General features: G+C 41.0%; 19 protein-coding genes, 1 tRNA gene and 1 pseudogene. 6 read left to right on the forward strand and 15 right to left on the reverse strand.

Annotation, left to right across the window (positions count from 1 at the left end):
* Window positions 1-654, forward strand: a 654-nt coding sequence (locus ACT29H_RS08380; RefSeq protein WP_444821172.1) for a hypothetical protein, incomplete at its 5' end; no start/stop codon positions are given.
* A 1-nt stretch (window position 655) separates the two neighbouring features.
* A complete protein-coding gene (locus tag ACT29H_RS08385) occupies window positions 656-895 on the forward strand; it encodes a hypothetical protein (RefSeq protein WP_444821173.1) in 240 nt (79 codons plus the stop codon).
* Window positions 896-997: 102 nt separating this feature from the next.
* Here the strand turns inward: ACT29H_RS08385 and ACT29H_RS08390 are convergent.
* Window positions 998-1473: pseudogene (locus ACT29H_RS08390) on the reverse strand (ATP-binding protein).
* A gap of 375 nt (window positions 1474-1848) precedes the next feature.
* On the opposite strand from ACT29H_RS08390, the gene ACT29H_RS08395 reads away from it, so the two are divergent.
* Together ACT29H_RS08395 and ACT29H_RS08400 are read left to right on the forward strand one after the other, a co-directional pair.
* A complete protein-coding gene (locus ACT29H_RS08395; RefSeq protein WP_444821174.1) occupies window positions 1849-2160 on the forward strand; it encodes a type II toxin-antitoxin system HigB family toxin in 312 nt (103 codons plus the stop codon).
* A complete protein-coding gene (locus ACT29H_RS08400) occupies window positions 2150-2614 on the forward strand; it encodes a helix-turn-helix domain-containing protein (RefSeq protein ID WP_444821175.1) in 465 nt (154 codons plus the stop codon). The genes ACT29H_RS08395 and ACT29H_RS08400 overlap by 11 nt, the downstream gene beginning before the upstream one ends.
* Before the next feature lie 1293 nt (window positions 2615-3907).
* Here ACT29H_RS08400 and ACT29H_RS08405 read toward each other — a convergent pair.
* The 14 genes from ACT29H_RS08405 to ACT29H_RS08470 all read right to left on the reverse strand — a co-directional run bounded on the left by ACT29H_RS08405 (window position 3908) and on the right by ACT29H_RS08470 (window position 20800).
* Window positions 3908-4354 carry an SRPBCC family protein gene (locus tag ACT29H_RS08405; RefSeq protein WP_444821176.1) on the reverse strand — a complete coding sequence of 149 codons (447 nt, stop codon included), beginning with the start codon at window positions 4352-4354 and terminating at the stop codon, window positions 3908-3910.
* A gap of 726 nt (window positions 4355-5080) precedes the next feature.
* A tRNA-Ser gene (locus tag ACT29H_RS08410) sits at window positions 5081-5165 on the reverse strand.
* Window positions 5166-5321: 156 nt separating this feature from the next.
* Window positions 5322-6731 carry a protoporphyrinogen oxidase gene (gene hemG, locus ACT29H_RS08415; protein WP_444821177.1) on the reverse strand — a complete coding sequence of 470 codons (1410 nt, stop codon included), beginning with the start codon at window positions 6729-6731 and terminating at the stop codon, window positions 5322-5324.
* A 212-nt stretch (window positions 6732-6943) separates the two neighbouring features.
* Window positions 6944-8314 carry an oxygen-independent coproporphyrinogen III oxidase gene (gene hemN, locus ACT29H_RS08420; protein ID WP_444821178.1) on the reverse strand — a complete coding sequence of 457 codons (1371 nt, stop codon included), beginning with the start codon at window positions 8312-8314 and terminating at the stop codon, window positions 6944-6946.
* A gap of 713 nt (window positions 8315-9027) precedes the next feature.
* A complete protein-coding gene (locus ACT29H_RS08425) occupies window positions 9028-9372 on the reverse strand; it encodes a phenylpyruvate tautomerase MIF-related protein (RefSeq protein WP_444821179.1) in 345 nt (114 codons plus the stop codon).
* Between the two features lie 142 nt (window positions 9373-9514).
* Window positions 9515-10501, reverse strand: coding sequence for a mevalonate kinase family protein (locus ACT29H_RS08430; protein WP_444821180.1), 987 nt, complete (start codon window positions 10499-10501; stop codon window positions 9515-9517).
* A gap of 68 nt (window positions 10502-10569) precedes the next feature.
* Window positions 10570-11616, reverse strand: coding sequence for a diphosphomevalonate/mevalonate 3,5-bisphosphate decarboxylase family protein (locus ACT29H_RS08435; protein WP_444821181.1), 1047 nt, complete (start codon window positions 11614-11616; stop codon window positions 10570-10572).
* Window position 11617: 1 nt separating this feature from the next.
* Window positions 11618-12535, reverse strand: a complete 918-nt coding sequence (locus ACT29H_RS08440; RefSeq protein ID WP_444821182.1) for a GYDIA family GHMP kinase — start codon at window positions 12533-12535, stop codon at window positions 11618-11620.
* Entirely contained in the window at window positions 12532-13854 is a 1323-nt protein-coding gene (locus ACT29H_RS08445) for a hydroxymethylglutaryl-CoA reductase (RefSeq protein WP_444821183.1), read from the reverse strand. The genes ACT29H_RS08440 and ACT29H_RS08445 overlap by 4 nt, the downstream gene beginning before the upstream one ends.
* A 20-nt stretch (window positions 13855-13874) precedes the next feature.
* Window positions 13875-14900 (reverse strand): isopentenyl-diphosphate delta-isomerase, encoded by a 1026-nt coding sequence (locus ACT29H_RS08450; RefSeq protein WP_444821184.1) that lies wholly within the window; start codon window positions 14898-14900, stop codon window positions 13875-13877.
* 145 nt (window positions 14901-15045) lie between these two features.
* The gene (locus tag ACT29H_RS08455; RefSeq protein WP_444821185.1) at window positions 15046-16191 is read right to left on the reverse strand and encodes an acyl-CoA dehydrogenase family protein; all 1146 of its coding nucleotides are present in this window, start codon (window positions 16189-16191) and stop codon (window positions 15046-15048) included.
* 38 nt (window positions 16192-16229) lie between these two features.
* Window positions 16230-18269, reverse strand: coding sequence for an acetyl/propionyl/methylcrotonyl-CoA carboxylase subunit alpha (locus ACT29H_RS08460; protein ID WP_444821186.1), 2040 nt, complete (start codon window positions 18267-18269; stop codon window positions 16230-16232).
* A complete protein-coding gene (locus tag ACT29H_RS08465) occupies window positions 18269-19057 on the reverse strand; it encodes an enoyl-CoA hydratase-related protein (protein WP_444821187.1) in 789 nt (262 codons plus the stop codon). The genes ACT29H_RS08460 and ACT29H_RS08465 overlap by 1 nt, the downstream gene beginning before the upstream one ends.
* Before the next feature lie 135 nt (window positions 19058-19192).
* Window positions 19193-20800 (reverse strand): carboxyl transferase domain-containing protein, encoded by a 1608-nt coding sequence (locus ACT29H_RS08470; RefSeq protein ID WP_444821188.1) that lies wholly within the window; start codon window positions 20798-20800, stop codon window positions 19193-19195.
* Between the two features lie 250 nt (window positions 20801-21050).
* Between ACT29H_RS08470 and ACT29H_RS08475 the strand changes: the two genes are divergently transcribed.
* Window positions 21051-21980 (forward strand): N-acetylmuramoyl-L-alanine amidase-like domain-containing protein, encoded by a 930-nt coding sequence (locus ACT29H_RS08475; protein ID WP_444821189.1) that lies wholly within the window; start codon window positions 21051-21053, stop codon window positions 21978-21980.
* A gap of 86 nt (window positions 21981-22066) precedes the next feature.
* Entirely contained in the window at window positions 22067-22702 is a 636-nt protein-coding gene (locus ACT29H_RS08480; RefSeq protein ID WP_444821190.1) for a TetR/AcrR family transcriptional regulator, read from the forward strand.
* Window positions 22703-22828 lie beyond the last annotated feature (126 nt).

A 22828-nucleotide genomic window follows, 5' to 3' on the forward strand; every position in this document is an offset into this window, starting at 1 on the left:
AAGCTTGCCATGAGGATCACCGATAGTGATCAGTTGAAGGCTGTACTGAACACAGTAGATGAAATGGGGATCACCCATAAAGGTAAATTTCTGGATGATGTTCGTCAGATAGATGATGTGGCAAAATTTGATGGTGGATTGGTGGAGGCATGGAAGAAAATGGATAACTTAGGTGCTGATGATGCTTTAAGGCAGAATACAGGGGCTTTGGAAGCGTTGGCAAAGCCAAAAGGTTCTCGGCCTGACCCAAGTGAGTACCTTGATGCAGATTACATTGAAAACCATCTAAGTAAGTTTGAGGGAGGAGGCTCTAGGCTTGTGGCTAAATCAGATTTTGAGACTTATGGTGTTGGAAAGCCAGATGCAGGAAAAACAGAGTTTGTATTTCCAAATACCGAAATGGATGAGATTCTTAGTTTACCAGTTGCTGAGCAGGCTAAAATATTAGGTGTGCCAGTAGAGCAGTTGCAAAATGGATCTTTAGTAAGAATTGATTTTAAGCCAACGAATAAAATAGATATGCCTTCTGGTAATGAATTTGGAGCAAATACAGAATGGATACCGGGAGGAAAGACTTCTGGAGGAATAAATGAGGCTGTCATTAAGACAGATGGCATGCAGTTAGATATTGATTATACAGTAACAGACTTGTAAAATGAAAGTATTGAACGAATTAGCAAGAAGCAATTGGGATTTTATTCTCTATGAAACTGACGAGGGATTTATCATGAACGTAGTATTTCATGTTAGCGCTGTAGATTTCTCAAGAAGTTTTAGGATTAGTGAAGAAGAGGCGAAACAAGGTATTGAACAATTAAAACAATTTTCAGAACGGATAAGAAATAATTATGAATCCTTTAAAGATCGGGAGATTACACCAGTTGTAAGAAAATAAGGATTATGAATAATCAAATAAAACCTCCATAAAAAGAAAATTTCACAAATAAGTATGAATAACAAATTGGCTGTTTGAACGTTATTAAACCCGAAAAATGCATTAGAACTTCGTCGTGAGAATTAAAAGATCCACTTTTGATAGTTTGTTAAGTTCTTTCATGTAAGTGCCATCCACTTTAGAGAGTTTAAAGCGCTTAAATAATCGTGAAGTAATAGCATAATACACTCTATATTCCATCATACAAGCATGGTGTCCTATAGCCTGGGCCAGATAGCTTTTCCCAACGCCGGAGGGCCCTGTGAAAATCAGGTTTTCATTTCTTTTAATAAAGTCAAGAGACAAAGTCTTTGAAACATGTTTTTATCCCATTTTCTGCCTGCTTGATAATTTACATCACCGATGGATGCTTTTTGGCGAAAACCGGCTTGCTTAAGTAATCGCTGTATTTTCTTGTTTTGTCTGTCTTCCCATTCATGATCGGTAAGCAATGCCAGATATTCATCGGGGGTTACATCCGTCAACTGATTGTTCTTTATTTGCTGCAGGTGCCAATCGGTCATTGCGTTAATCCGCATTTTCCTGAGTTTTTACGATTGTCTGATCTTTTTTGGGGGGGGTTGACCCTTCGGTGATTACTATCACATGGTGTCTATCATTACTATCACATGGTGTCTATCATTATAATCACATGGTGTCCATCATTATAATCACATGGTCTTGGTGATTACTATCACATGGTATCCATCATTAAAACTGTCACAAGACCTCCGAAATAGGTGAGACATTTTGAACCGGGATAGCCTCATGGCTGGGTGTAATAATTAGAAGTACAGGGAGGTAAGAAGCCGATAATTTGGAGGACTTGCAGAAAGAGTTGGAGAAATATCATCCGTTAAAATAAAAAAAACTAAAGTTACCAAATAGGGTAACTTTTGCTATCTTTGTGAAGTATGAGAATAATAAAAGAATCAACATTAATCGAGTATTGCAAGCAAAGCAAATATCAACAGGCTGAAGATTCTGTAAAGGCTTGGATTTACGAGGTTAGGTTCTCAACATGGAACAGTGCAAATGAACTAAAAGCGAAATATGGCAATGCTAGTATTATAAGTTCAAAACGAGTAGTGTTCAATATTAAGGGCAATGATTATCGCCTGATTGTTGATGTAGAATATCAGTTAAAGATAGTCTTTGTTGTTTGGTTTGGAACTCATAAGGAATACGATAAAATAGACGCAAAAACAGTAAGTTATGAAAACTAAAATATTAAAAACAGAGCAAGAATACAATGAAGCTTGTGAACGCATTTACACTTTGATAAACAGCAATGAAAATGCGATAGAACCTAATAGTCCGGAAGGTGAAGAAATGGAGCTTTTATCTTTACTTGTAGAAAAATACGAGCAAGAACATTATCCGGTAGAAGCACCAAACCCAATAGAAGCCATCAAGTTTAGAATGGAACAAATGAATTTAAAACAAACTGATGTAGCTCCATTATTTGGAGGAAAAACCAGAGTGTCAGAAGTTTTACATGGGAAACGGCCATTGACTTTAAAAATGATAACTCTTTTAAATAGATATTTGGGGATACCTTTAGAGTCCTTAGTTACAGGAAATAAAGAAGTAAAACTCGAACCGGAGAAAAGAGAGAAACTTTTAAGAATAGAATCTATTAAAAAATATTTTTCAGAACACAAAGCAGCAATGATGTAACGGGAATGTAAATTTACCCCTGTCCGATATAATTTTCGTAACTCAAAATAATTCATATTTTATTTCAATTAATTAGCAGGTCTTCAACACAGTTGGTCACTTAATTCAGGAAATACAAACCAGGAACTCCAAATCCTATGTCTCATCTTTTTTTGCTGCCTCCACAGTGGAGGTCATCTCATTACGCTCAATTTTACAAACAACAGTATAAGAGGTATGTCAACGCTTTGCCAGTTCTCTTTGTGAAAGGCTTTTTGCTGCCCGGAAAAGAAACAATGGATTTGAAAACCTAAAAACAAATCCAAAGGAAGAGATAGGGGTATAGCCGGCAGAAAAGCCGATGAGTTGTAATTCTTGGCTAAGTGAAAAGAACCGGAATTTATACAGGATTACCAATCGCGCGATTAGGACGTTGGGGTTTAAAAATTCACAATGATGATGAGATAACTTATGCGAAATGCTTTCAATCCTTAAGCAAGAACTTTGGAAGCCGCTTTCACGATTTTCGAAAGCGGCTTTTAAGGTTTTCAAACGCGGCTTTCAAGAATTTTGGAAGCGGCTTTCAAGAATTTTGGAAGCGGCTTTCGAGAATATTGGAAGCCCCTTCCCGGGATATTGGCAACCCCTGTCGGTCTGGATCGACAAAGGCAGCCTAAGGCGATTATTGTACCGATATCCGGTATAACCTTATCCCGACATTTGGTATAAGCTTATCCCAACACCTGGTATAACCTTATCCCAACACCTGGTATAACCTTATCCCAACATCTGGTATAACCTTATCCCAACATCCGGTATAAGCTTATCCCAACATCCGGTATAAGCTTATCCTAACATCCGGTATAAGCTTATCCCGACACCTGGGATAACCTTATCCCAACACCTGGTATAAGCTTATCCCAACATCCGGTATAAGCTTATCCTAACATCCGGTATAAGCTTATCCCAACACCTGGTATAAGCTTATCCCAACACCTGGGATAACCTTATCCCGAAATCTGGTATAACCTTATCCCGACATTCGGTATAAGTTTATCCCAACACTTAATTGGAGGTAAAACGCGGAGGCGCAATGCAGAAAAGGGGGTAGGGGTGGTTTTTTTAATCGAAGTTGAAATAAAAAGTCAAGATTTTAAAGAGTTAGATCGTAATAGAGTGTAAAAATGGGCTATGCATGACTGCGGATCTTCACTGCCATTGACAAAATCATTGTTTTAGGAAAAGAAAAAATGTCTTTGGCTCGTTGCCCGCTAAAGGGGAAGTTTGCGTAACACGTTGTCCGGCGATGGCACCTTATTTCGGGGTTTTTTCCGATGCTGCTCTTAATTCCTTCAGGCTTTTCTTCATTCCTTTTTTAAGGTCCTTTGTGAACCATTTCTTCATCAATGAGGGCAAGAAGCCTTGAAGACTCTCTTCCACCCTGACCAGGGTGCCATTGTCTCTTGGTTCAAGGTACCAATTATGAATGGCCGATGCTCCTATGGTCTTTCCGGTCCATCCCAGCATTTGACCGGGAACAACAGTATGAAGGCGAGACGTAAACCGAACCCCGCCTGCCTTCCATCTAAAAATGGTATTTTCGGCCAAGGGTCCCTCCATCCGGGCGTGGGTGACGGACGATTGCCAATTGGGCCAGTCGTTAATGGCGCTTAATACTTCCCAAACTTTTTCCGGGGAAGCCTTGATAAATATTTGCCGCCATTCTGAAACCGGAGCATTTTCGTTAATGGATATTTGCATCACGATATTCCTTTATAGGTTATTATGCTGATATTTTAACCCTTATTCAAATGACAAATAAAAAAATAATTTGAGACATTACGTCCATATTTCAGTTTTATTTGCGGATTTTTTCCTTGTCTCATTTGCAAAACTACATAATCGGGCGTATGGTAAACCATTTGGAGATAATTTTGTTTTCTGCCTTTGTTTGAAGAAGGACGCAATTTTCAGAGAATTTTCCGAGGCGCTGCAATGTTCAGGACGAAATCTACAAAACTTCCCCGGACACTACACGCCTTAAAAAGAAATCGGGGAAAGTCCTTATAAATGGCGTCAAAGATAAAGAGGCATGGATGCTTTATGTGCAGATGCATAGAAAACGGCAGAAAAGTAAAGACCATTAACATCAAGGATGAAAAGAACCGGGAGGCCTTGTATATAAAGCCGGATAATTCAATCAAGGCCTCAAAGCATGTGTGTGTTGAACCATTTGATAAAATCGGAGTAAGCCACAAAGGATATACATGGACAACGGTCCTGAATTTATATCATAGGTATTGAAAGAATGAAGTGAAGTCAACGCGAATGAGTAGCTGAGTCCTCTATGCCATTTTTCAATCGTTTGGTCTTTTTTATAAAGAACAAAACTCTTTCATTTTCAATACTAATTATAGGCCATGCACAAAGAAAAAAGCCTGTAAGTGGTGACTTACAAGCTTCTATTTCTAACTGTTTTTTTATGAGCGGAGAGAGAGGGATTCGAACCCCCGGACCCGTGAAGGTCAACGGTTTTCAAGACCGCCGCATTCGACCACTCTGCCATCTCTCCTAAACGATAAAACTATAAAAATACTTTGCGATATTCTGAAACCGTGTGTTTCTCTGTCAAAGCGGTTGCAAAATTAGGTGTTTTATCGAAATCTCAAAACGTTTTGCAGAAAAATATTATCAATAAAATCTCTTTTTTGGTTATTGTTGTTGTTTTTCAGAGTGTTGATTTTTTAGAAAATTGCTCATTTAATTCTTTGGCCATGGTGACTCCTTGGCGTATTCTGTCGGCCATTCCTATTCCGTCGCGGAGGTTTCCTCCAACCAATAAGCCCGGGAAATGACGCTGAATGGTATTCACCACTTCCAGTCGATCGCCGGTGGAGAGACCATATTGAGGGATGGCATGATGGTGGCGGAAAATGCGTAACAGATCGGGTTGGCATTCCGGAACCAACAGCATCTTTTTGAGTTCCGGCAAAACAATGTTTCGGATTTCTTCGTCGGATCGATCCACCACCTCCTGATTTCTTACTCCTCCCAGAAAAATGGATAGCATGGCACCCCCCTTAGGGGCTCTCTCTTTCAGAAAAGAAGAAAGGAAAAGAACGCCGAGGATATCTCGATGTTCCTTAAAAGGTACCAATCCCCCGAAGGCTTTGAGGGGGATCCCTCGCCACTCCTTGTATCCTACAGCGACCTGAACGACGCGTGCATAAATCAGATTGTTAATTTTTTGTTTTTCGTCGTCTCTCAGAAAAGGGAGGATAGAGGGCACTTCGTGGGCGCCAGTGGTGGTGATTACGGCATCGCTTTCAATGGTTTTGGCTTCTCCCAGTTGGTTGTAGCGTATAATATATCGGCCATTAATGGGGCATACCCTAAGGTTTAAACATTCCAGATGAATTTCATCTTTTGAAAATTTATGGGTAAGAGCCTTAATCAATTGATCCAGCCCTCCCGACATGGAAAACATTTCACGTGTCGCTTTTTTATGATAATGGTAAAGGTCGGGATTTTCTTTTTTTTGCCTTTTTAATTCCATTTGTTTTTTAATGCTTCCCTTAATGAAGCTCCCGTATTTTTGTTCCAGGTTGTAGAGTTTTGGGAGCGCATATCGGGTGACCAAAAGGGAGGGATCACCGGCATATATACCCAGTATAAAAGGGTCAACGGCATAGTCGAGGAAGGATTTTCCCAGGCGGCGTTTCACCATTCGGTCAAGCGTCTCATTGGGATCCTTTCCCGGTCTACGGAACGGTTCGGCCAGAAGGCGAAATTTATCCTTCCAGGAAAAAAGAGGCGTGGAAACGCCATCTTTGAGTCCGGAAGGAAGGTCGTGCCATCGACCGTTTTTCCAGATCAGCCTTCTTTTGGCTTCCTCATTGGCCGGTTCAACCGTTATCTCAGGCACTAGCTCTTCGAATAGTTCGGCCACTTCGGGATGCGATATAACGCCGGTATTGGGGCCGCTTTCAAATACAAACCCCTTTTCCCGGTGGGTATGAATAGCCCCTCCTGTTCTTGGACTTCTTTCAAGGATGGTCACTTCCCATCCCGATTTTTTTAGATTCCATGCTGTGGTGAGGCCGGTAAGTCCGGCTCCTATGATGACTGCTCGTTTCATCAGTATAAAAATTGGTTACTCCATTGGTCTGATGGAACTCGCATGACCATTAGTTTATACACCTTCTTATTGTGACAAACTTAGTTGTTCATGCTCGTTTCAATCGTGTAAAATTAATTTAAATTATTGGTCGAAAGGAATTTACATGGCTGTGTATTAATGGGGTCTTTAGTTGGGTGAAATCTATCCATGCATAAATCCTACTTTCAATTTTAAATGGTTTTTGAAAAACGTTTTTGCCCGGTATTCAGTTTAGGATCAAACAAAGCTGCGATATTTCTGATCAGGAATCGCCCCGATTCTGAAACATTGATTTCATCCTTGTTGAAAACCACCAGTCCGTCGTCGGCCAATGCCTGAAGCCGATCAACGTCAAAGTGAGTAACAGATTTCAGTTGTTGAGAAGTCATGTTCAGACGGTTGGCGATTTCGTTCCAGTTGAGATAGTTGTTGCACATTATTTGGTTGATGACCTCGCGAACGGCAATGTCGGTGTTATCGGTTTTGTATCCTTTTTCGATTGGAAGTTCTCCATTGTTAACGGCATCAATGTAATGGGGAATGTTTTTTGTGTTTTGGGCATAAGCATTATGAAGCTGGCTGATGGCCGACATTCCGAAGGCATAGACCTGCCCGGTGGTTTCTTTGGTGCAATAGCCCTGAAAATTACGATGAAGAGTTTTATTGCTAAGGGCAATGCTTAGTTGGTCGTCGGGCAAAGCAAAATGGTCCATTCCAATGGGGATATATCCGGCATTGATCATTTCCTGACGAGCATTCCAAAACATTTGCATTTTATCTTCCGGCCCCGGGATACCGTTTTTTTCGAGTGTTTTCTGATGACTTTTAACCCAAGGTACGTGCGCATAGGAGAAGGTAACAATCCGGTCGGGATGAGCTTCCACTGCATGACGAATGGTATCCCTAAAAGAGTCCGGGGTCTGGTAGGGTAGCCCATAAATAAAATCCAGGTTGGCCGATGCCCCTGCCGCATGAAGCTGATCAATAATATCCTTAACCGGCATGGCTGAAGGATCGCGATTGACAGTGAGCAAAATCTTCTCATTGAAATCTTGAATGCCGAGGCTGATGCGATTGAATCCCATTTTTAATAATCGTTCAATGTATTGAACAGAGAGATAAGCAGGATTACATTCCATGGCTATTTCTGCGTGTTGTGAAAACTTGAAATGCCGGTAAATGGCACTCATTATTTTTTCTACCTGATCAATGTTCAATGCATTGGGTGTTCCCCCGCCCCAGTGAACCTGCGTAACCGGTCGTGAAGAATCTATGCGTCCGGCAATCAGATCAATTTCTTTGATCAGGGCGTCGATATATTGATCGTAGAGATCATTGTTTCTGGAAATGTGGGTGGTACAGCCACAATAGAAACACAATTTGGAACAGAAAGGAATATGAAGATAGAGTGAAACCGCCTCGGGTTGATGATGGTTTGATTCTTCTATGGCCTCAATAAAATCGTGACCGTTAAAATTTTCATGGAAAAAAGTGGCGGGTGGATAGCTGGTATATCTCGGTAGGGGGAGGTTATATTTATCCAATAACTTTTGACTAATCATCTTTGTGGTATATTTAAAATTGGTTTAAAAAAGCATCCAAAATCCATAAAAAATATTTTGGAAGCGCTGCGCTGTCGGGCAAAATTACTCAATTCCCCGAAAGGGAAAGAGTATATGGTCGTAACAGATAACGCACCACTTGGTTTTCGTTTTTGGGAAAAAGTTTTTTTAATGCTTTAATTTATTCTGGGGAATGGCTTTGTTTTGTGGTCTCCCCGTATCTTGGACTTTCTCACGGTATCATCGGCATGGAGGCGGTCTGATGGCATTAATACTCAAAAATGGAGAAGAGGGTAAAATGTGATTTAGCGGCGGGGCTAATCTTAATAAATAGAAAAACTGTATGACACAGAGAGTGGAAAAAGTTTTTTGTATGGACTGTTTTAAGGAGTGTTGATGCTTGAGGAAATTTATATCATAGGAGGCCATGTTCTCCCGGGTATAGTGGTGGTTATATCCGGTAATCTCGGAAGGGTTATATTTATCCTCCATGTGGTCCGACTGTTCCGGAATGCGAAGTGCCAGACCGAAGAGATAGAACCCTACAAACAGGCAATATGGTATACTGGTAGTAAATACCCCAAGCAGGAACATAATCCGATTTTTCTGATTGGTCAAAGGTAATGAAACGAGCATGGACAGGAAAAAATCCCACACCAAAAATGATTGTAATTTTTGCCATGGAATTTCTTCCCAGCACTTTTGCCGTCGGATTAGAATGTTGTTTTGTTCCAGCCCCAGTGGTTGGCAGGTGCATCCGAAAACTCAATATAAATGCGAGCCGGGTCAATGTCTAGTTCCTGATGCACCAGCTCTGCCATTGCCTTGGTAAGGAGGTTGATCTGCTGAGACGTTAATCCAATGCTTTTTATCTCCAAATAGGCGGTTGCTTCATCGGTTCCGTTAAAGGTCATGGGTCCTTCCGCATCGAAACGGGTCATCACATATTTCTCTGACTTTTGCAGCAGCTCAGCCAAATTCTTGGAAGCAATCTTCAAAAATACTTGTTTCGCTGCAACATCTACCGATTTGTTGGTACTGATTTTTAGTAATGGCATAATTCAATTTTTTAGAATTCCGAAAACAGCTATTACGAATTAAGTGCAGATGGCAAATAGCTAAGATCCGGTCGTTTATACGTGTCATTGATCCGCTTGTAAGGCCGGATAAAATTAGATAAATCTTTGGAAACGATATGAATTAGAACAATGCATTCTTAATGTCATGGTAAACGGGTATGATTTCCAAACCTTTACTTTCAAAAAAATGTTTCGTTTTTTGAATGTTAGGTGTAAATCCCAAGATATAGCCACCGCCGCCTGAACCGCAAAGCTTTAGATAATAGTCGTCCGACCGGATGCCTTCCATCCATAAATCATGGATAGAATGAGGAACCATTTTCCTAAGGAATTGTTCCTGAAGGGTTGACAACTCTTTAAGAGTCTCGTAGAATTGTTCTTTTTGGTTTTCAATCATATTGTTAATACAGGAATTGTTCACCCTTGTTAGATCCTTTTCAACGAAATTGTGAAATGATGCGTCATTATTGTATTGATTCATAAATCCCTGTACCAGAGGTGCTGTTTTGCCGGGTTTGCCACTATTGATGAGAAAGATTCCATCGGATTGTTTTTTATGGTAGCCCGGTAGACCCACTGGTTCGATATGGTCCAAATCTTTCAGCAAAAGAGGATGTTTCATGTAACAGATGAGGGGGTCAATTCCAGAGCTGGTACCGTGAAACCATGTCTCCAGTTGCGCCAGCTGCTCTTTAAGGATCCTGATGTTTTGGGGAGATACAAGCCTTTTTTCGTGCGGGGCGTCAGTGACGTATCGTTGAAAAAAGGCTGCTACCAGTGCTCCACTGCTGCCGAGTCCGTAACCCTCCGGAATGGTGGATTCGAAATATAGGCCTTGATCCAGATCTTCCTTTAATTTTTCAGTGTCAAAATCGCAGAGTAATTCCTGGTTTTCGGATAAAGTATGTAGGTAATACCAAAATTCATACAGATGTTGGTTGCTACGCTGTGCAAAAGCCAGGTCGGTATAACTTTTTTGGTTGGGGAAAGCCAACTGACCATTGAAATGGGAATAAGGAATGGTTAGTCCCATTGATCCATTAATGATGGTGTATTCCCCAAAAAGCATTATTTTGGAATAAAATAGCTCTCCTGCTTCAGTCTGCATAATCGATTGGTTTCAACATTAAGAAAAAATAAATAGACAAATAGATTTACCGGTTCAGGGTTCATTGATTATTTCTGTTGCGAGATCTTTTGGGGACCGTCACCTATATGGTCGTGGATTATGGTTCCCTTTTCGCATAAGGGTTTTAATTTTTGATTTTCCCATTTTACAATTTCTTTTTTTACATTCTGGGGATAGAGTAAGTGGATGTTGGGCCCGGCATCGAGGGTAAAGGTAACAGGCAGTCCACTATTTTGTTGAAATTCTTTAATTTCATTGATAAGAGATAATGTTGCCGGCAGCATGAGAGTGAAGGAAGGATGACTGCTCATCATCAGCCCGTGCAACGACATGGCTTCGTTCTCTGCAATGGTGCTGAATCCTTCCCAGTTGCCGTTTTCCAAATGTTTTAGCAATAGTAATGTGTTATTGTGAGCCTGTTTGATTCTCCCATTTCGAAAAGGATGGTCATGCATCAAGGCATGACCGGCAGTGCTGCTTACTTTTTTTCGTTGATCGGAAACAATAAGAATATCATCCTGAAGGGTTTTAAAAAGGGGATGTATCTTAATGGGGAGAGGTATGGCATGAAAATCTGAACTTTCCGGTATTTCCGGTAAATGTCCCCAAAGGTTCCATCCCCCGTAAACAGATCTGGCGGCACTTCCGGAGCCTATTCTGGAGAGATAGGAGACTTCCTGAATAGAGAGGTTTTTTTCGCCGGCTACTTGTTGTTGGAGGTCTGCCAGACAGAAGGCAAGCGCTGACATAGCACTGGCCGATGAGGCAATGCCGGAACTATGGGGAAAAGTATTGGAACTGTAAATGTTTAAATGGAACTGATCAATAAGAGGAATGCGGGAGCGTATCCGATCGAGAAACTTTTGAATTTTAGGACGAAAGGCCGGCTTTTCTTCATTGTTAAGGTAAAATGAAAATCCGCTGCTTTTTGTGGGTGTGAGAGAAACGGTGGTTGTGGTTACAGCTTTTGACAAGGAAAAGCTCACCGAAGGGTTGATCGGTTGCTGTAGCTCTTTTTTACCCCAATACTTTACAATGGCCAGGTTTGAAGGTGATTGCCAGGTAGAGGTGTATGCCGATGAGGTGGTGTTCATATTATTGGTTTAGAATTATATCTTGAAATTTGAATATTGTTTTGAAACCTTTGGATTGAAAATATTTTTTGGTGGCAACATCCGACATTAGAGAAAGAGCCAGAAAAAAGTCGCCACCCCACGCCCCGAGTGATTTCACTGTTCCTATGAAATCGGAAAAATACAATTGTTTTAGAGGCATTAATCCCGTGATTTTGCTGATGATGGATTCGTGCTCATCCATAAGCTCCATGAAATTTTCCGGCAACGGCTCTATGGCCATTTGATGAGCTATTTGCGTAGCTCGTTCCAGTTTTTTTTCTGTCTTCGAAATATCTTTTAAATGTTGTTGAATGGCATTCTTGGAGTTTTGTTTCCGGTTAAGAAATCCAACCCATAGTTGGTCCAGAAACGGGGGGGTGAACGTTGTTTCTTGGATTACCGGCATATTCTTATCTTTCAATCGAAAGAAAAGAGGGCTTTGTGCTGTTGCACAGGCTATATCGTATCCTGATCCGCCAAATGTTTGTGCGAGAAGAAGGTAGGGGTCGATGTTTAACCATTGTGCGATATTGCTAATGAGTGTTGAGCTGCTTCCCCAGCCCCATGAAGGGGAAAATTCCAAGTGAGTATTCACCTCTTTGCCCGATAAAATTTTTGGATCCCCCTTTAAACGGATTGCCTTTATTAGTATGTTTTTAAGTTTTTCTGCCAATTGTATGTTGGTCGCATTTTTTATTGCCAGATCAGACGTGTAGTGAGCAGAGAACCATATGCCTTCAGTGTGTGTCGCCTGCCATATCAGATCATCCCCCGAAATGGTCCTGCACGTCAAGGATTGGCCATGTTGTAAGGGAACAGCCAGGCCGGTGGCACCGAAAAGGATCAAGTATTCCCCGGACAAAAGCAGTTTTCCGTTGGAGCGAATGGTACAGGTCATGAATTAATTTGTTGTCGACGATTAATTAAAAAGTCTTTGACCGCTTTAGCAGATACGGTTTTATTTTGGAAGTATTGTTCTGCCGCGGATTTCTCTTCCTGAGATGCCTCTTCAGTGTTGAGTAAATTGCTGAGGTGTAGTTTCATATGGCCTTTTTGTATGCCTGTGGTTACCAACGATGCTACTGCCGAAAAGTTATTAGCCAAACCTGCGGAGGCTGCAATGCTCATCAGTTTCCTAGCCGACGGATTTCCGAGCATCTCAATGGCCAGTTTTGCCAGTGGATGGAGACGTGTTAATCCGCCGACTGTACCTAGAGCCATAGGCATGGTGAGCTCCATGCGAAACATATTGTCGGCGCTGATATTGCATTTTGACAAGGAACGGTATTGCCCACCTCTGGCGGCCCAGGCATGGCCTGCAGCCTCTACGGCTCTGAAGTCATTCCCGGTGGCTATTACGACGGCGTCGGTACCATTAAAAATACCTTTATTGTGTGTGACGGCCCGAGAAGTATCCCATCCGGCAATATCCATGGCAAGTTTAAATTTCTCGGCAAATTGTTCTGTAGAAAGATTCGCTGCAAATGGTTTCAGGGCCGATATCGGACATTCTACTTTTGTCGTAACCAAACATTCGGTGGTGAAATTGGATAGAATGGCCATAATGATCTCCATTTCACCGTATTGTTTTAAAGCATCGTGCGAATGAAAAAACTTTTTGAGCGGTTCTTTCATCTCCTCCAGACATGAGTTAATAAAGTTGGCCCCCATGCTGTCGGCAGTTTCGAAGAGCACTTCCAATTGGTAGATCGATGGCTGGTCTGGTAGCGGAATAATGGAGATTTCTTTAATGCCTCCTCCGCGTTTTTCCATGTTGGCAGTTATTGGTGCCACGGCATCCAGTAAGGTCTGATTCAACTTCTGTGAGAGTGCATTAAGGCTTTTTCCCGGTCCATTCCATTTAAACCAAATGTGTCCTTTTTTTAGTGTGCCGTGAATGGTGGTTTTAAATCCCCCATTCTTTGCCCAGAAAGAAGCTGCGCGGCTTGCTGCTGCTACAACCGAGCTTTCCTCCACAACCATGGGGACCACGTACCATTGGTCATCGATTCTAAAGTTAGGAGCAACACCAAAGGGGAGAAAATAGTTGGAGAGGGTATTTTCAGAAAAATCGTCAAACAAATCCTGTTGCGCGGCATGACGATAGGAGGCCAGCCGATTAGGAAAATCGGATGGTAAATGGTAAGCATCAAGTAGCTTTTCTATTTTTTCTTTCCGTGAAAGTTTTGAGAAACCTTGAAGAACGGAATTCATCATTATTAATATTTATAAAGTTCTTAAAATCCTGTTTTGCGAACGGGGTTGACTACCGGAACAAGATATTGCATGGTTATTCCTAGCGCTTTTTGCATTTGTTCCACATAGTTTTTGAGTGTTTGATAGTCTTCCATGGCATATTTCATAAAGGCAGAGGCCATTCCAAACACCGATTTTAATGAGCTGATCTGCGTGAGATAATAACCGTCTGTCACGTTTCTGATTCCTCCGGAGATAATTAGTTGCCGGCATTTTACCGGATATTTTGCGGTTATTTCATTGACAAAAGCCGTCATTTGTTCGGCACTATGCCCCATGGAAACAAACTGATCGAAGAGTCCAAGATGGGCTGGATTTTTCTCTTTGATTCTATTAATTTCCAGCTTTGAAAAGTTTGTACCTCCTAATGCGCCAAATTCTATGGCTTCAAGAGGAAGAGAAAGAAGTCGTCGCAAACTTTCCGGGCCCATTCCCTGACCTACTTCTTTTATAATAATACGAAGGTTGGTTCGGGATAGAAATGCTTCGATGGTTTCAATGGGTGGAACATGAATGGTATCACCTTCGGGTTGAAAGGCCTCCTGAAAAGGATTGACATGAATAATCAGACCATCGGCATTGAGTCGGTGGACCATCTCTTCAACTTTTTCTTCCTGATTTCGGGCAATGATTTTTTCGATTTGTGCAATGCCGAGATTGGCATACAGGGGAGTATCTTCTCCCATATATTCTCTGACATTGAAGTCAGCCCAGTGTTTATCAGAATCAAGAAGTGTGCGACACGATCCCAGTCCCATCCCCATCCCAAATTCACCACATGCTCGTGCCAGATTTCGATTGATGATACCACCCATTTGTGTTCCGCCGGTCATGCTGCTGACCCATATGGGCAGCTTCATGGATTTCCCGGCAAAGGAGAAGGTCTTGAACCGGCCGTTATGGTGTGCTGCCAACAAAGGCTCATAATGAAATCTGAGGTCGGCGTTGTCCTTTTGGGTACGGGACGACAATGCCATATTAATGTGATCTTTTTTTCGGTCGCTCATCTTATCAAATTAATGTCACTGCTAAGCGGTTATTTCTGATTATCGGTCTAAATTTCTATCATTATTTTGTCGTAATACAGTTTCTCCGGGACTATTATCTGTTAAGTCTGTGTTGTTATTCGCCACTACCTTCTCCATATTTGTGTTACTTTATTCCCATATGTCTGGCAATAACAAATCTAAGAATTTCAGAGGTGCCCTCCCCAATCTGTAGCAACCTTTGATCTCGGTAGAACCGCTCTACCGGATTATCTTTGAACAATCCTGAACCACCGTAAATCTGAACGGCTTCATCGGCTATTTCCCGTGCAATTTCTGAAGCATATAATTTGGCGATAGCTGCCTCTCTGGCGAAAGATTTGCCTTGGTCTTTGAGGAGGCAAGCCTTGTATAGGGTGTTTCTGGCCAGTTCAATTTTCATGTCCATATCGGCCAGTTTGAAGCTAATGCTTTGGAATTTGGAAATAGGCTGTCCAAACTGGTGTCTTTTTTTGGCTTGGGTAAGAGCCATTTCGAACGCACCTTGTGCAAGTCCTACGCCCATGGCCGCAATGGATAGGCGTCCCGCATCCAGTGTTTTGAGCATATAGCGTGCGCCCATACCTTCTTTCCCCAATAGATTTGAGTAGGGGACTCTGCAATTTTCCAATTTTATTCGGCCGGTATCGGAGGCCCTCCACATCATTTTTCCGGTCATCCGTTGGGATTGAAAGCCCTGGGTCTTTTTTTCAACCAATATGGCACTGAGCTTCTCTTTGCCGTTTTCGTCGGTAGTCATTGCCTGAATGGTAACGCCCAATGTCAACTCATTAGAAGAGTTCGTAATGAACCGTTTGGTGCCATTGATTATCCAATGATCCCCGTCGCGTATCGCTTTGGTCTTTGTGCCACGGGCATCCGATCCGGCTGTCTCTTCTGTCAATCCAAATGCCCAGAGATGATTTCCTGTGGTGAGTTTTGGTAACCACTCTTCTTTTTGTTCTTTATTGCCATATTCATAAATGGGAGCGATGCCCAAACTATTGTGTGCAGCCACGGTGGCGGCCTGTGAAGCATCTACTCTGGACAATTCTTCTACAGCAATAATATAGGCAAGCGTATCCAGTTCCTGACCACCATATTTTTTGGGTAGGGTTATGCCCAAAAGGCCTGTTTCTCCCATTTTTTTTGTTAGTTCCGGGGAGAAACGTTCTTCCCGGTCCAGTTGTTCAGCCTCGGGTTTTATAACATTTTCAGCAAATTCTCTGATTTTTTTTCGATAGTTTTCGTGAGTTTCTGATGTGAATATCATAATTGATAGAATAAAACAATTATTACTTAATTATTATCTTATTGATTATTATGGATTTCTTCTGGCATAATCTCCTTAGAACTTTTTTTAATTTCTACCAATATTTGTCCTGCCTTCACCTGTTCACCCTCTTTTATGTTTATGGTTTTAATGATTCCGTCTGTTTGGGCATGAAGCGTGTTTTCCATTTTCATAGCCTCCAGAATGGCAACAGGGGTGTTGTTGGTTACTGTATCACCATTGGTAATTAAAATTTTCGAAATTTTACCGGGGATGGGGGCAATAACTCGGTTGTCGTTGTTCCCGTATGTTTCTTTGTCTTTGGTAAAAGGTTGAGTATTATTGATTCGGAATGCAGGTAGAAGGTTGTAGGTATGTCCATCCATATTGAATAACAAGTCGCTGTGCTCCGAGATATGCCAAGATAATTTCCGCCATTTTTTTTTGTAAAAAAAACGCATTTGGTTGGCTCCAAATTCAATGTTATGGATGTTGTCTTTTTTACCGTTATTGAGGGACCATTCTATTGCGTTACCACTATTACTCTTCCTTGCTTTAATGGTGTAATTTTGATGTGACAAAGCTATATTATAGGAGTTCCCCCAACGTCTGTGACCCAATTTATTCCATACATTTTTCTGATCTTCTTTGTTTCTGTAAAGGGTAATCCATACCGCATAAGCAGCCAGCAGAAGCTCAGTCTTTTCAGATCCGTTGGGATGAATGGCTTTTTGCAAGAAATCTTTATGAATAGTGGCGAAATGCGTGGTTGTATCTCCTGACAGAAATGCATTGGTTTTTGTTAATTCGCGTAAATAGGGAAGATTGGTAGGGATTCCAACAAGCGTTGTGTTTTTGAGACTATCCAACAAGCGTTGAATGGCTTCTTCCCTGGAATCTCCCCAGACCGTCATTTTGGCAAGTAGGGGATCAAAGCCGGGTTGAACTTCAGTGGGCGAATCAAAAAATGAGTCGATACGTGCCTTATTTGAATTTGGCCATTGTACATAGCTAATTGCCCCCGGTGACGGCAAAAAATTGTTGAGTGCATCTTCTGCATAGATTCTTGCTTCGATAGCATGACCTTTTTTAGTTATCCCTTTTTGCTCAAAGGAAATGGGAAGACCTTGCGCTACTTTGATTTGTTCTTCTACTAGGTCGATGCCGGTAATTGCTTCGGTAACCAGGTGCTCAACTTGTAGTCTGGTATTCATTTCCAAAAAATAGTGCTGTCCCTTTTTATCGACCAAAAATTCCACCGTCCCCGCATTGTAATAGCCTATTTTTTGGGCGAGTTTAAGTGCATCAGAGGTCAATGAATGTCGCAATGATTCATTGACTAAGGAAGATGGAGCTTCTTCCATAATTTTTTGAAATCTTCTCTGGATGGAACATTCTCTTTCATATAGATGGATGACCTTACCATGATGATCACCCAGTATTTGTACCTCGATATGTCTTGGATTATCAATGTATTCCTCCACGAAGATGGTGTTGTCTCCAAAATAGTTTTGAGCCTCTCTTTCGGCATTTTCGAGCTGTGTTATAAGCTCATTTTCATTATGTGCTATTTTCATTCCTTTTCCTCCTCCTCCGGCGGCTGCTTTGATGAGTAAGGGGAATTGGAGAGCATGGAGATTATCGAGTATTTTTTGTTTTTTCCCGGAGATTGCCTTTGTGACCGGAACGCTAGATTCGATAGCCAATTCTCTTGCTTTAAGTTTGTTTGCCATAACCGCCATTGACCGTGGAGAAGGACCGATCCACGTGAGTCCTGAATTTTCCACTAGTTTGGCAAACTGTGCATTTTCAGATAAAAAACCGTATCCGGGATGAATGGCATCAGCTCCATATTTTTTGGCCAGATCAATCATATATTGACCATTTAGATAAGTTTCGTGGAGTTGGGAGCTGTCGAGTATGTGGATTTCATCTGCAGCTTTTGCCGGCAATGTTTTTGTCTCCTCTTTTATTACCGGTAAAACGGTTGAAATTCCAAGGCGGGAAGCGGTACGAATGATTCGGTAAGCTATTTCGCCACGGTTTGCAATAAATATTTTGGTAATATTGTTGTTCATTATTTTTTGTTCCAGAATGGTTTTCTTCGTTCAAAAAAGGCACTGACTCCTTCCTGTCCCTGGTCAGAAGTTCTGGCACGAGCTATTGCATCGGCACAATAGCTGTTCAAATCATCGTCAATGGGAACAATTCTATCGTCAATAGTGTTCAGCAATAGTTTGGTTTCTTTTATGGCATCAGGGCCGTTTTGAGCAATGATGCCGGCCAACTCTCTGGTCTTGGGAATGATTTCGTCATTGGATAAAAGAAATTGGGCCAGATTGTTTTTCTGTGCCACTTCTCCCGAAAAGGGTTTCCCGGTTAGAAATGCCCATTTGGCAAATGCTGTTCCGGTTTTCTTAATGATCCATGGTGCAACGGTGGCGGGAACAAGGCCTAATCGGGTTTCAGAAAAGGCAAAGGAAGAGTCAGGTGTTGTAACGGTAATGTCGGAACAGGTCATCAGTCCGATGGCACCACCGTATGCCCCACCTTCAACACATGAGATGATAGGTTTGGGATAATGATAGATGGTGGAATAGAGTTGGGTGAAAAGAGCTGCTTCTTCAATATTCTTCTTTTCCGACTGGTTAGCTGCATCTTTCATCCATTGAAGATCAGCGCCAGAAGAAAAGAATCGGTTATTTCCCATTAATACAACAACTCTGAATTGATCGTTTTCGGCCGTGCCTGAAAAGAAGTCTATTAAATGAAGGATCATTTCCTTATTGAGAGCATTCTTTTTTGCAGGTCTGTTAAGCTCAAGAAAACATATATTCTGCGCATATTTCTTTATTAAACAGGTCATGATGGTTATTTGTTTTTGTCGTAGTTCATTGTCGAATTTCCAATAGTGGTGGTAAAGTGTTTTTTTATATTTGTCTGAAAATTATTGAATTTTCTTAGCGAATCTATTTAAGGACAATCCGTTGTTTTATAAGAGTTACATTCTGAAAATTCCATATCTGGGAGTTTGGGGAGGTGTGTTTGCTGTCACTTCCAATGCTATTCCCAGAATATCTCGAGTATCAATCGGATCAATAATGCCGTCATCCCATAATCTTGAAGTGCTATACCATGAGGAGCTTTCAGTTTCATATTTATCAAGGATTTGCTTTTCGATGAGTTTTAGTTCTTCATGATTAACAATACTATCTTTGTCTGCCTTTCTGGATTTTTTTAAAGTGGTTAATACTTGTGCCGCCTGATGAGCACCCATTACAGAAATTTTGGCGTTGGGCCACATGAAAAGCAATCGTGGATTATAAGCCCTGCCTCCCATTGCATAATTCCCGGCTCCGTAAGAACCACCAATGATGACTGTAAAAAAGGGTACCACCGAATTGGCAAGGGCATGAACCATTTTAGCACCGTTTTTGGCAATACCACCATGTTCATACTCTTTACCTACCATAAAACCGGTGATGTTTTGTAGGAAAACCATGGGGATGTTTCGGTGATTACACAATTCAATAAAGTGGGTTCCTTTTAATGCTGATTCAGAGAACAAAATTCCGTTATTGGCCAAAATTCCAACTGTGTGACCATGGATATGTGCAAATCCCGTGACCAATGAATTTCCGTACTCTTCTTTAAATTCATGAAAACGACTTCCATCAACCATTCTGGCGATTATTTCCCGAATATCCGGGAAGGGCTCACGATCTCTGGGAATTAAGCCATATAAATCATCGATAGGGTAGAGTGGGGCGTCCACTTTGGAAGAGGCTTTGTTACTCTTTTTTTTAATCGGTAAGGATTCAAAAATATTACGACAAATTTCAATAGCGTGTTCGTCGTTCTCTGCTAAGTGGTCTGCCACTCCGCTGATGCTTGTATGTACTACTGCACCACCCAGTTCTTCTGCAGATACTTCTTCTCCGGTGGCAGCCTTTACCAGTGGCGGCCCGGCGAGAAAGATGGTTCCCTGGTTTCTGACGATGATGGTTTCATCGCTCATGGCCGGAATATAGGCACCTCCCGCTGTACAGGAACCCATAACTATTGAGATTTGTGGAATACCTGCTGCCGACAATTGAGCTTGATTGAAAAAGATGCGACCAAAATCATCTTTGTCGGGGAAAACTTCTGCCTGTAACGGTAAAAATATTCCTCCGGAATCAACCAGATAAATGCAAGGAAGTTGATTCTCCTTGGCAATTTCCTGTGCTCTAAGATGTTTTTTTATGGTTTCCGGTACATAAGTACCCCCTTTAACGGTGGCATCATTGGCAATAATCATGACTTCATGTTGGTGTATCCTGCCAATGCCGGTCACAATTCCGGCGGAAGGAAATTCATTGTTATATTGATTCCAGGCCGCAAGAGGTGAGAGTTCCAGAAAAGGAGTAAAAGGATCCAAAAGTTTTTCAATTCTTTCGCGGACCAAAAGTTTACCTCTGGATGTGTGTTTGTTTTTTAATTTTATTGGTCCTCCCTCTCTCACTTGTTCTACTCTGTTTTCCAGTTTGTTGGATAGTGTTTTGTTCAGTTCATAGTTGCGTTTGAAATGTTCCGTTTTTGTGTCGATGCTGCTTCCTATTGTGTTCATAAAAGTGCTTTCAGTTTTTTATCCTAAAATTAACTCTCGAATGAAGACCTTTGTTCGAGTACCATTCCATAAAAATGGTATTTCCTCCATTTTCGAACTTGATATAACTGTTTTTTGGGGTAGATTGTTTGCTGATAGAGGGATATTCTTATACTTTTGGTTGTTAGATAGCAAAACCCGTATCATAGTGGAATGTTCATTCCCTGACACATTTGCATATCTTCATGGATAATTTATTTAGGTTGAAGTTATGAGAAAGGAAGTATTTCAATTTGGCATTTTGTTTTTATTAATGATTTCTTTTGTCCTAGAGGGCTGTCATTTAAAAGGGACAGGAAAAGGGGATGTGAAGGTTATAGAGAAAGAAGAGAGTCCCCAGGAGGTTGAGGTTACGCACCAAGATTCAGTCATTTTTAAAAAACTGATGGATTGGTCCGTTGCGAATAATATTGGTAGTCAATCTTTACAGGATGTTATTCTGAATGTTGGTAAATTTTTTATTGGAAGTCCGTATGTTGCACATACTCTTGAGAAATCAGGTCCCGAACAATTGGTGATAAATCTTAGAGAGTTTGATTGCACTACTTTTGTAGAGAATGTTCTTGCTTTGTCTCTTTGTATTAAATCGGATCAGTCTTCACTACCATACTTTTATGAAAAGTTGAGAGATATTCGTTACCGAAAAGGTGAGATCGAAGGGTATGCCTCTCGGTTACACTATTTTACTGATTGGTTGTACGACAATGAGGAAATGGGATTTGTGAAGGTGGTTAGTAATGGATTTGGGGATAAAGTATTGTCTGTGAATGTGGATTTTATGTCTGCTCATGCAGATCTATATCCCAAATTTGCAGAAGATTCTAGTTTGGTGAGTCAAATGAAAATTCATGAGGGAAGAATTTCTAAGTTGTCATTCAAGTATGTCTCCGAAGAAAAAATTGAATCTTTGTCCGATTCTATTCAAGATGGGGATGTAATAGCTTTGTGTACTTCTATTGAGGGTTTAGATGTAGTGCATGTGGGGCTTGCTTACCATGTTGATTCACAACTATCTTTTATTCATGCTTCGACGGTTGGAAATGAAGTGACCATTTCCGAAACAGGGTTAGGGGAATATGTCCGTAAACGGAAGCATATAAATGGTGTTTTAGTGGCTCGTCCAGTTTCTTCCGGAAAGTAAATTTCTCTTTTTTTTAAAATAAAGTTGGCTTTGAATAAAAAACAAACTAAATTTGACCAATTGGTTAAATGTAATAGTTAAACGAAATGGTGAAAAACAAAAAGGATAAGAGTCCAGATACAGAAGAAAGAATCTTAAATGCGGCGAATAGGGTTTTCGAGAAAAAAGGGTATGAGGGTGCCCGAATGCAGGAAATTGCTGATGAAGCAGGCATTAATAAAGCGTTGCTTCATTATTATTTCAGAAGTAAGGATAAATTATTTGATCGGATTTTTAAGGAAGCCTTCAGTCAATTTTGGCCTTCTATTCAAAGGGAAACTCAAAAAGAGGTTGTAGATATTCGTGATCTAATAACTACGTTGGTAAATGGCTATATGGATATTTTGGAAGATAAACCCTTTTTGGCAGCTTTTGTGGTCGGAGAAATCAATCGATCGCCGGATCGAATAAAAGAGTTGTTACTCTCCTCCGGATTGGAGCCCGAAAAGGTTATTAAGATAGTTCAAACTGCAATTGATAAAGGGGAAATTGTGAAAATGGATCCTCGCGAATTAATAATTAATGTGGTAGGTCTTTCCATTTTTCCTTTTATAGCAAGGCCATTAATTCGCAACATGTTTTGGGAGTCTAATGAAGAATATGGTCACTTTTTGAAGAATAGGAGGAAAACGGTATATGAATTTATCTGCCGGAGTGTTTTTGTTAGTAAAACGTTTACATAATTTATTATTTAATGTCAGAATGAAAAGTGCAGGTAGTAGGAAAGTGCGAATAATATTTGTAGAGTGCATTTTAATATATTATCCATATATCCGGAGGGAGATTTTGCAAAGAAACGATAATAATGA

Source organism: Thermophagus sp. OGC60D27 (assembly GCF_052400625.1).
GTDB lineage: Bacteria > Bacteroidota > Bacteroidia > Bacteroidales > Marinilabiliaceae > Thermophagus.

Excerpts from the sequence above, each read along its gene's own strand:
- ACT29H_RS08385 (WP_444821173.1), top strand. The coding sequence starts at position 656 with ATGAAAGTATTGAACGAATTAGCAAGAAGCAATTGGGATTTTATTCTC.
- ACT29H_RS08395 (WP_444821174.1), top strand. The coding sequence starts at position 1,849 with ATGAGAATAATAAAAGAATCAACATTAATCGAGTATTGCAAGCAAAGC.
- ACT29H_RS08400 (WP_444821175.1), top strand. The coding sequence starts at position 2,150 with ATGAAAACTAAAATATTAAAAACAGAGCAAGAATACAATGAAGCTTGT.
- ACT29H_RS08405 (WP_444821176.1), bottom strand. The coding sequence starts at position 4,354 with ATGCAAATATCCATTAACGAAAATGCTCCGGTTTCAGAATGGCGGCAA.
- hemG (WP_444821177.1), bottom strand. The coding sequence starts at position 6,731 with ATGAAACGAGCAGTCATCATAGGAGCCGGACTTACCGGCCTCACCACA.
- hemN (WP_444821178.1), bottom strand. The coding sequence starts at position 8,314 with ATGATTAGTCAAAAGTTATTGGATAAATATAACCTCCCCCTACCGAGA.
- ACT29H_RS08425 (WP_444821179.1), bottom strand. The coding sequence starts at position 9,372 with ATGCCATTACTAAAAATCAGTACCAACAAATCGGTAGATGTTGCAGCG.
- ACT29H_RS08430 (WP_444821180.1), bottom strand. The coding sequence starts at position 10,501 with ATGCAGACTGAAGCAGGAGAGCTATTTTATTCCAAAATAATGCTTTTT.
- ACT29H_RS08435 (WP_444821181.1), bottom strand. The coding sequence starts at position 11,616 with ATGAACACCACCTCATCGGCATACACCTCTACCTGGCAATCACCTTCA.
- ACT29H_RS08440 (WP_444821182.1), bottom strand. The coding sequence starts at position 12,535 with ATGACCTGTACCATTCGCTCCAACGGAAAACTGCTTTTGTCCGGGGAA.
- ACT29H_RS08445 (WP_444821183.1), bottom strand. The coding sequence starts at position 13,854 with ATGATGAATTCCGTTCTTCAAGGTTTCTCAAAACTTTCACGGAAAGAA.
- ACT29H_RS08450 (WP_444821184.1), bottom strand. The coding sequence starts at position 14,900 with ATGAGCGACCGAAAAAAAGATCACATTAATATGGCATTGTCGTCCCGT.
- ACT29H_RS08455 (WP_444821185.1), bottom strand. The coding sequence starts at position 16,191 with ATGATATTCACATCAGAAACTCACGAAAACTATCGAAAAAAAATCAGA.
- ACT29H_RS08460 (WP_444821186.1), bottom strand. The coding sequence starts at position 18,269 with ATGAACAACAATATTACCAAAATATTTATTGCAAACCGTGGCGAAATA.
- ACT29H_RS08465 (WP_444821187.1), bottom strand. The coding sequence starts at position 19,057 with ATGACCTGTTTAATAAAGAAATATGCGCAGAATATATGTTTTCTTGAG.
- ACT29H_RS08470 (WP_444821188.1), bottom strand. The coding sequence starts at position 20,800 with ATGAACACAATAGGAAGCAGCATCGACACAAAAACGGAACATTTCAAA.
- ACT29H_RS08475 (WP_444821189.1), top strand. The coding sequence starts at position 21,051 with ATGAGAAAGGAAGTATTTCAATTTGGCATTTTGTTTTTATTAATGATT.
- ACT29H_RS08480 (WP_444821190.1), top strand. The coding sequence starts at position 22,067 with ATGGTGAAAAACAAAAAGGATAAGAGTCCAGATACAGAAGAAAGAATC.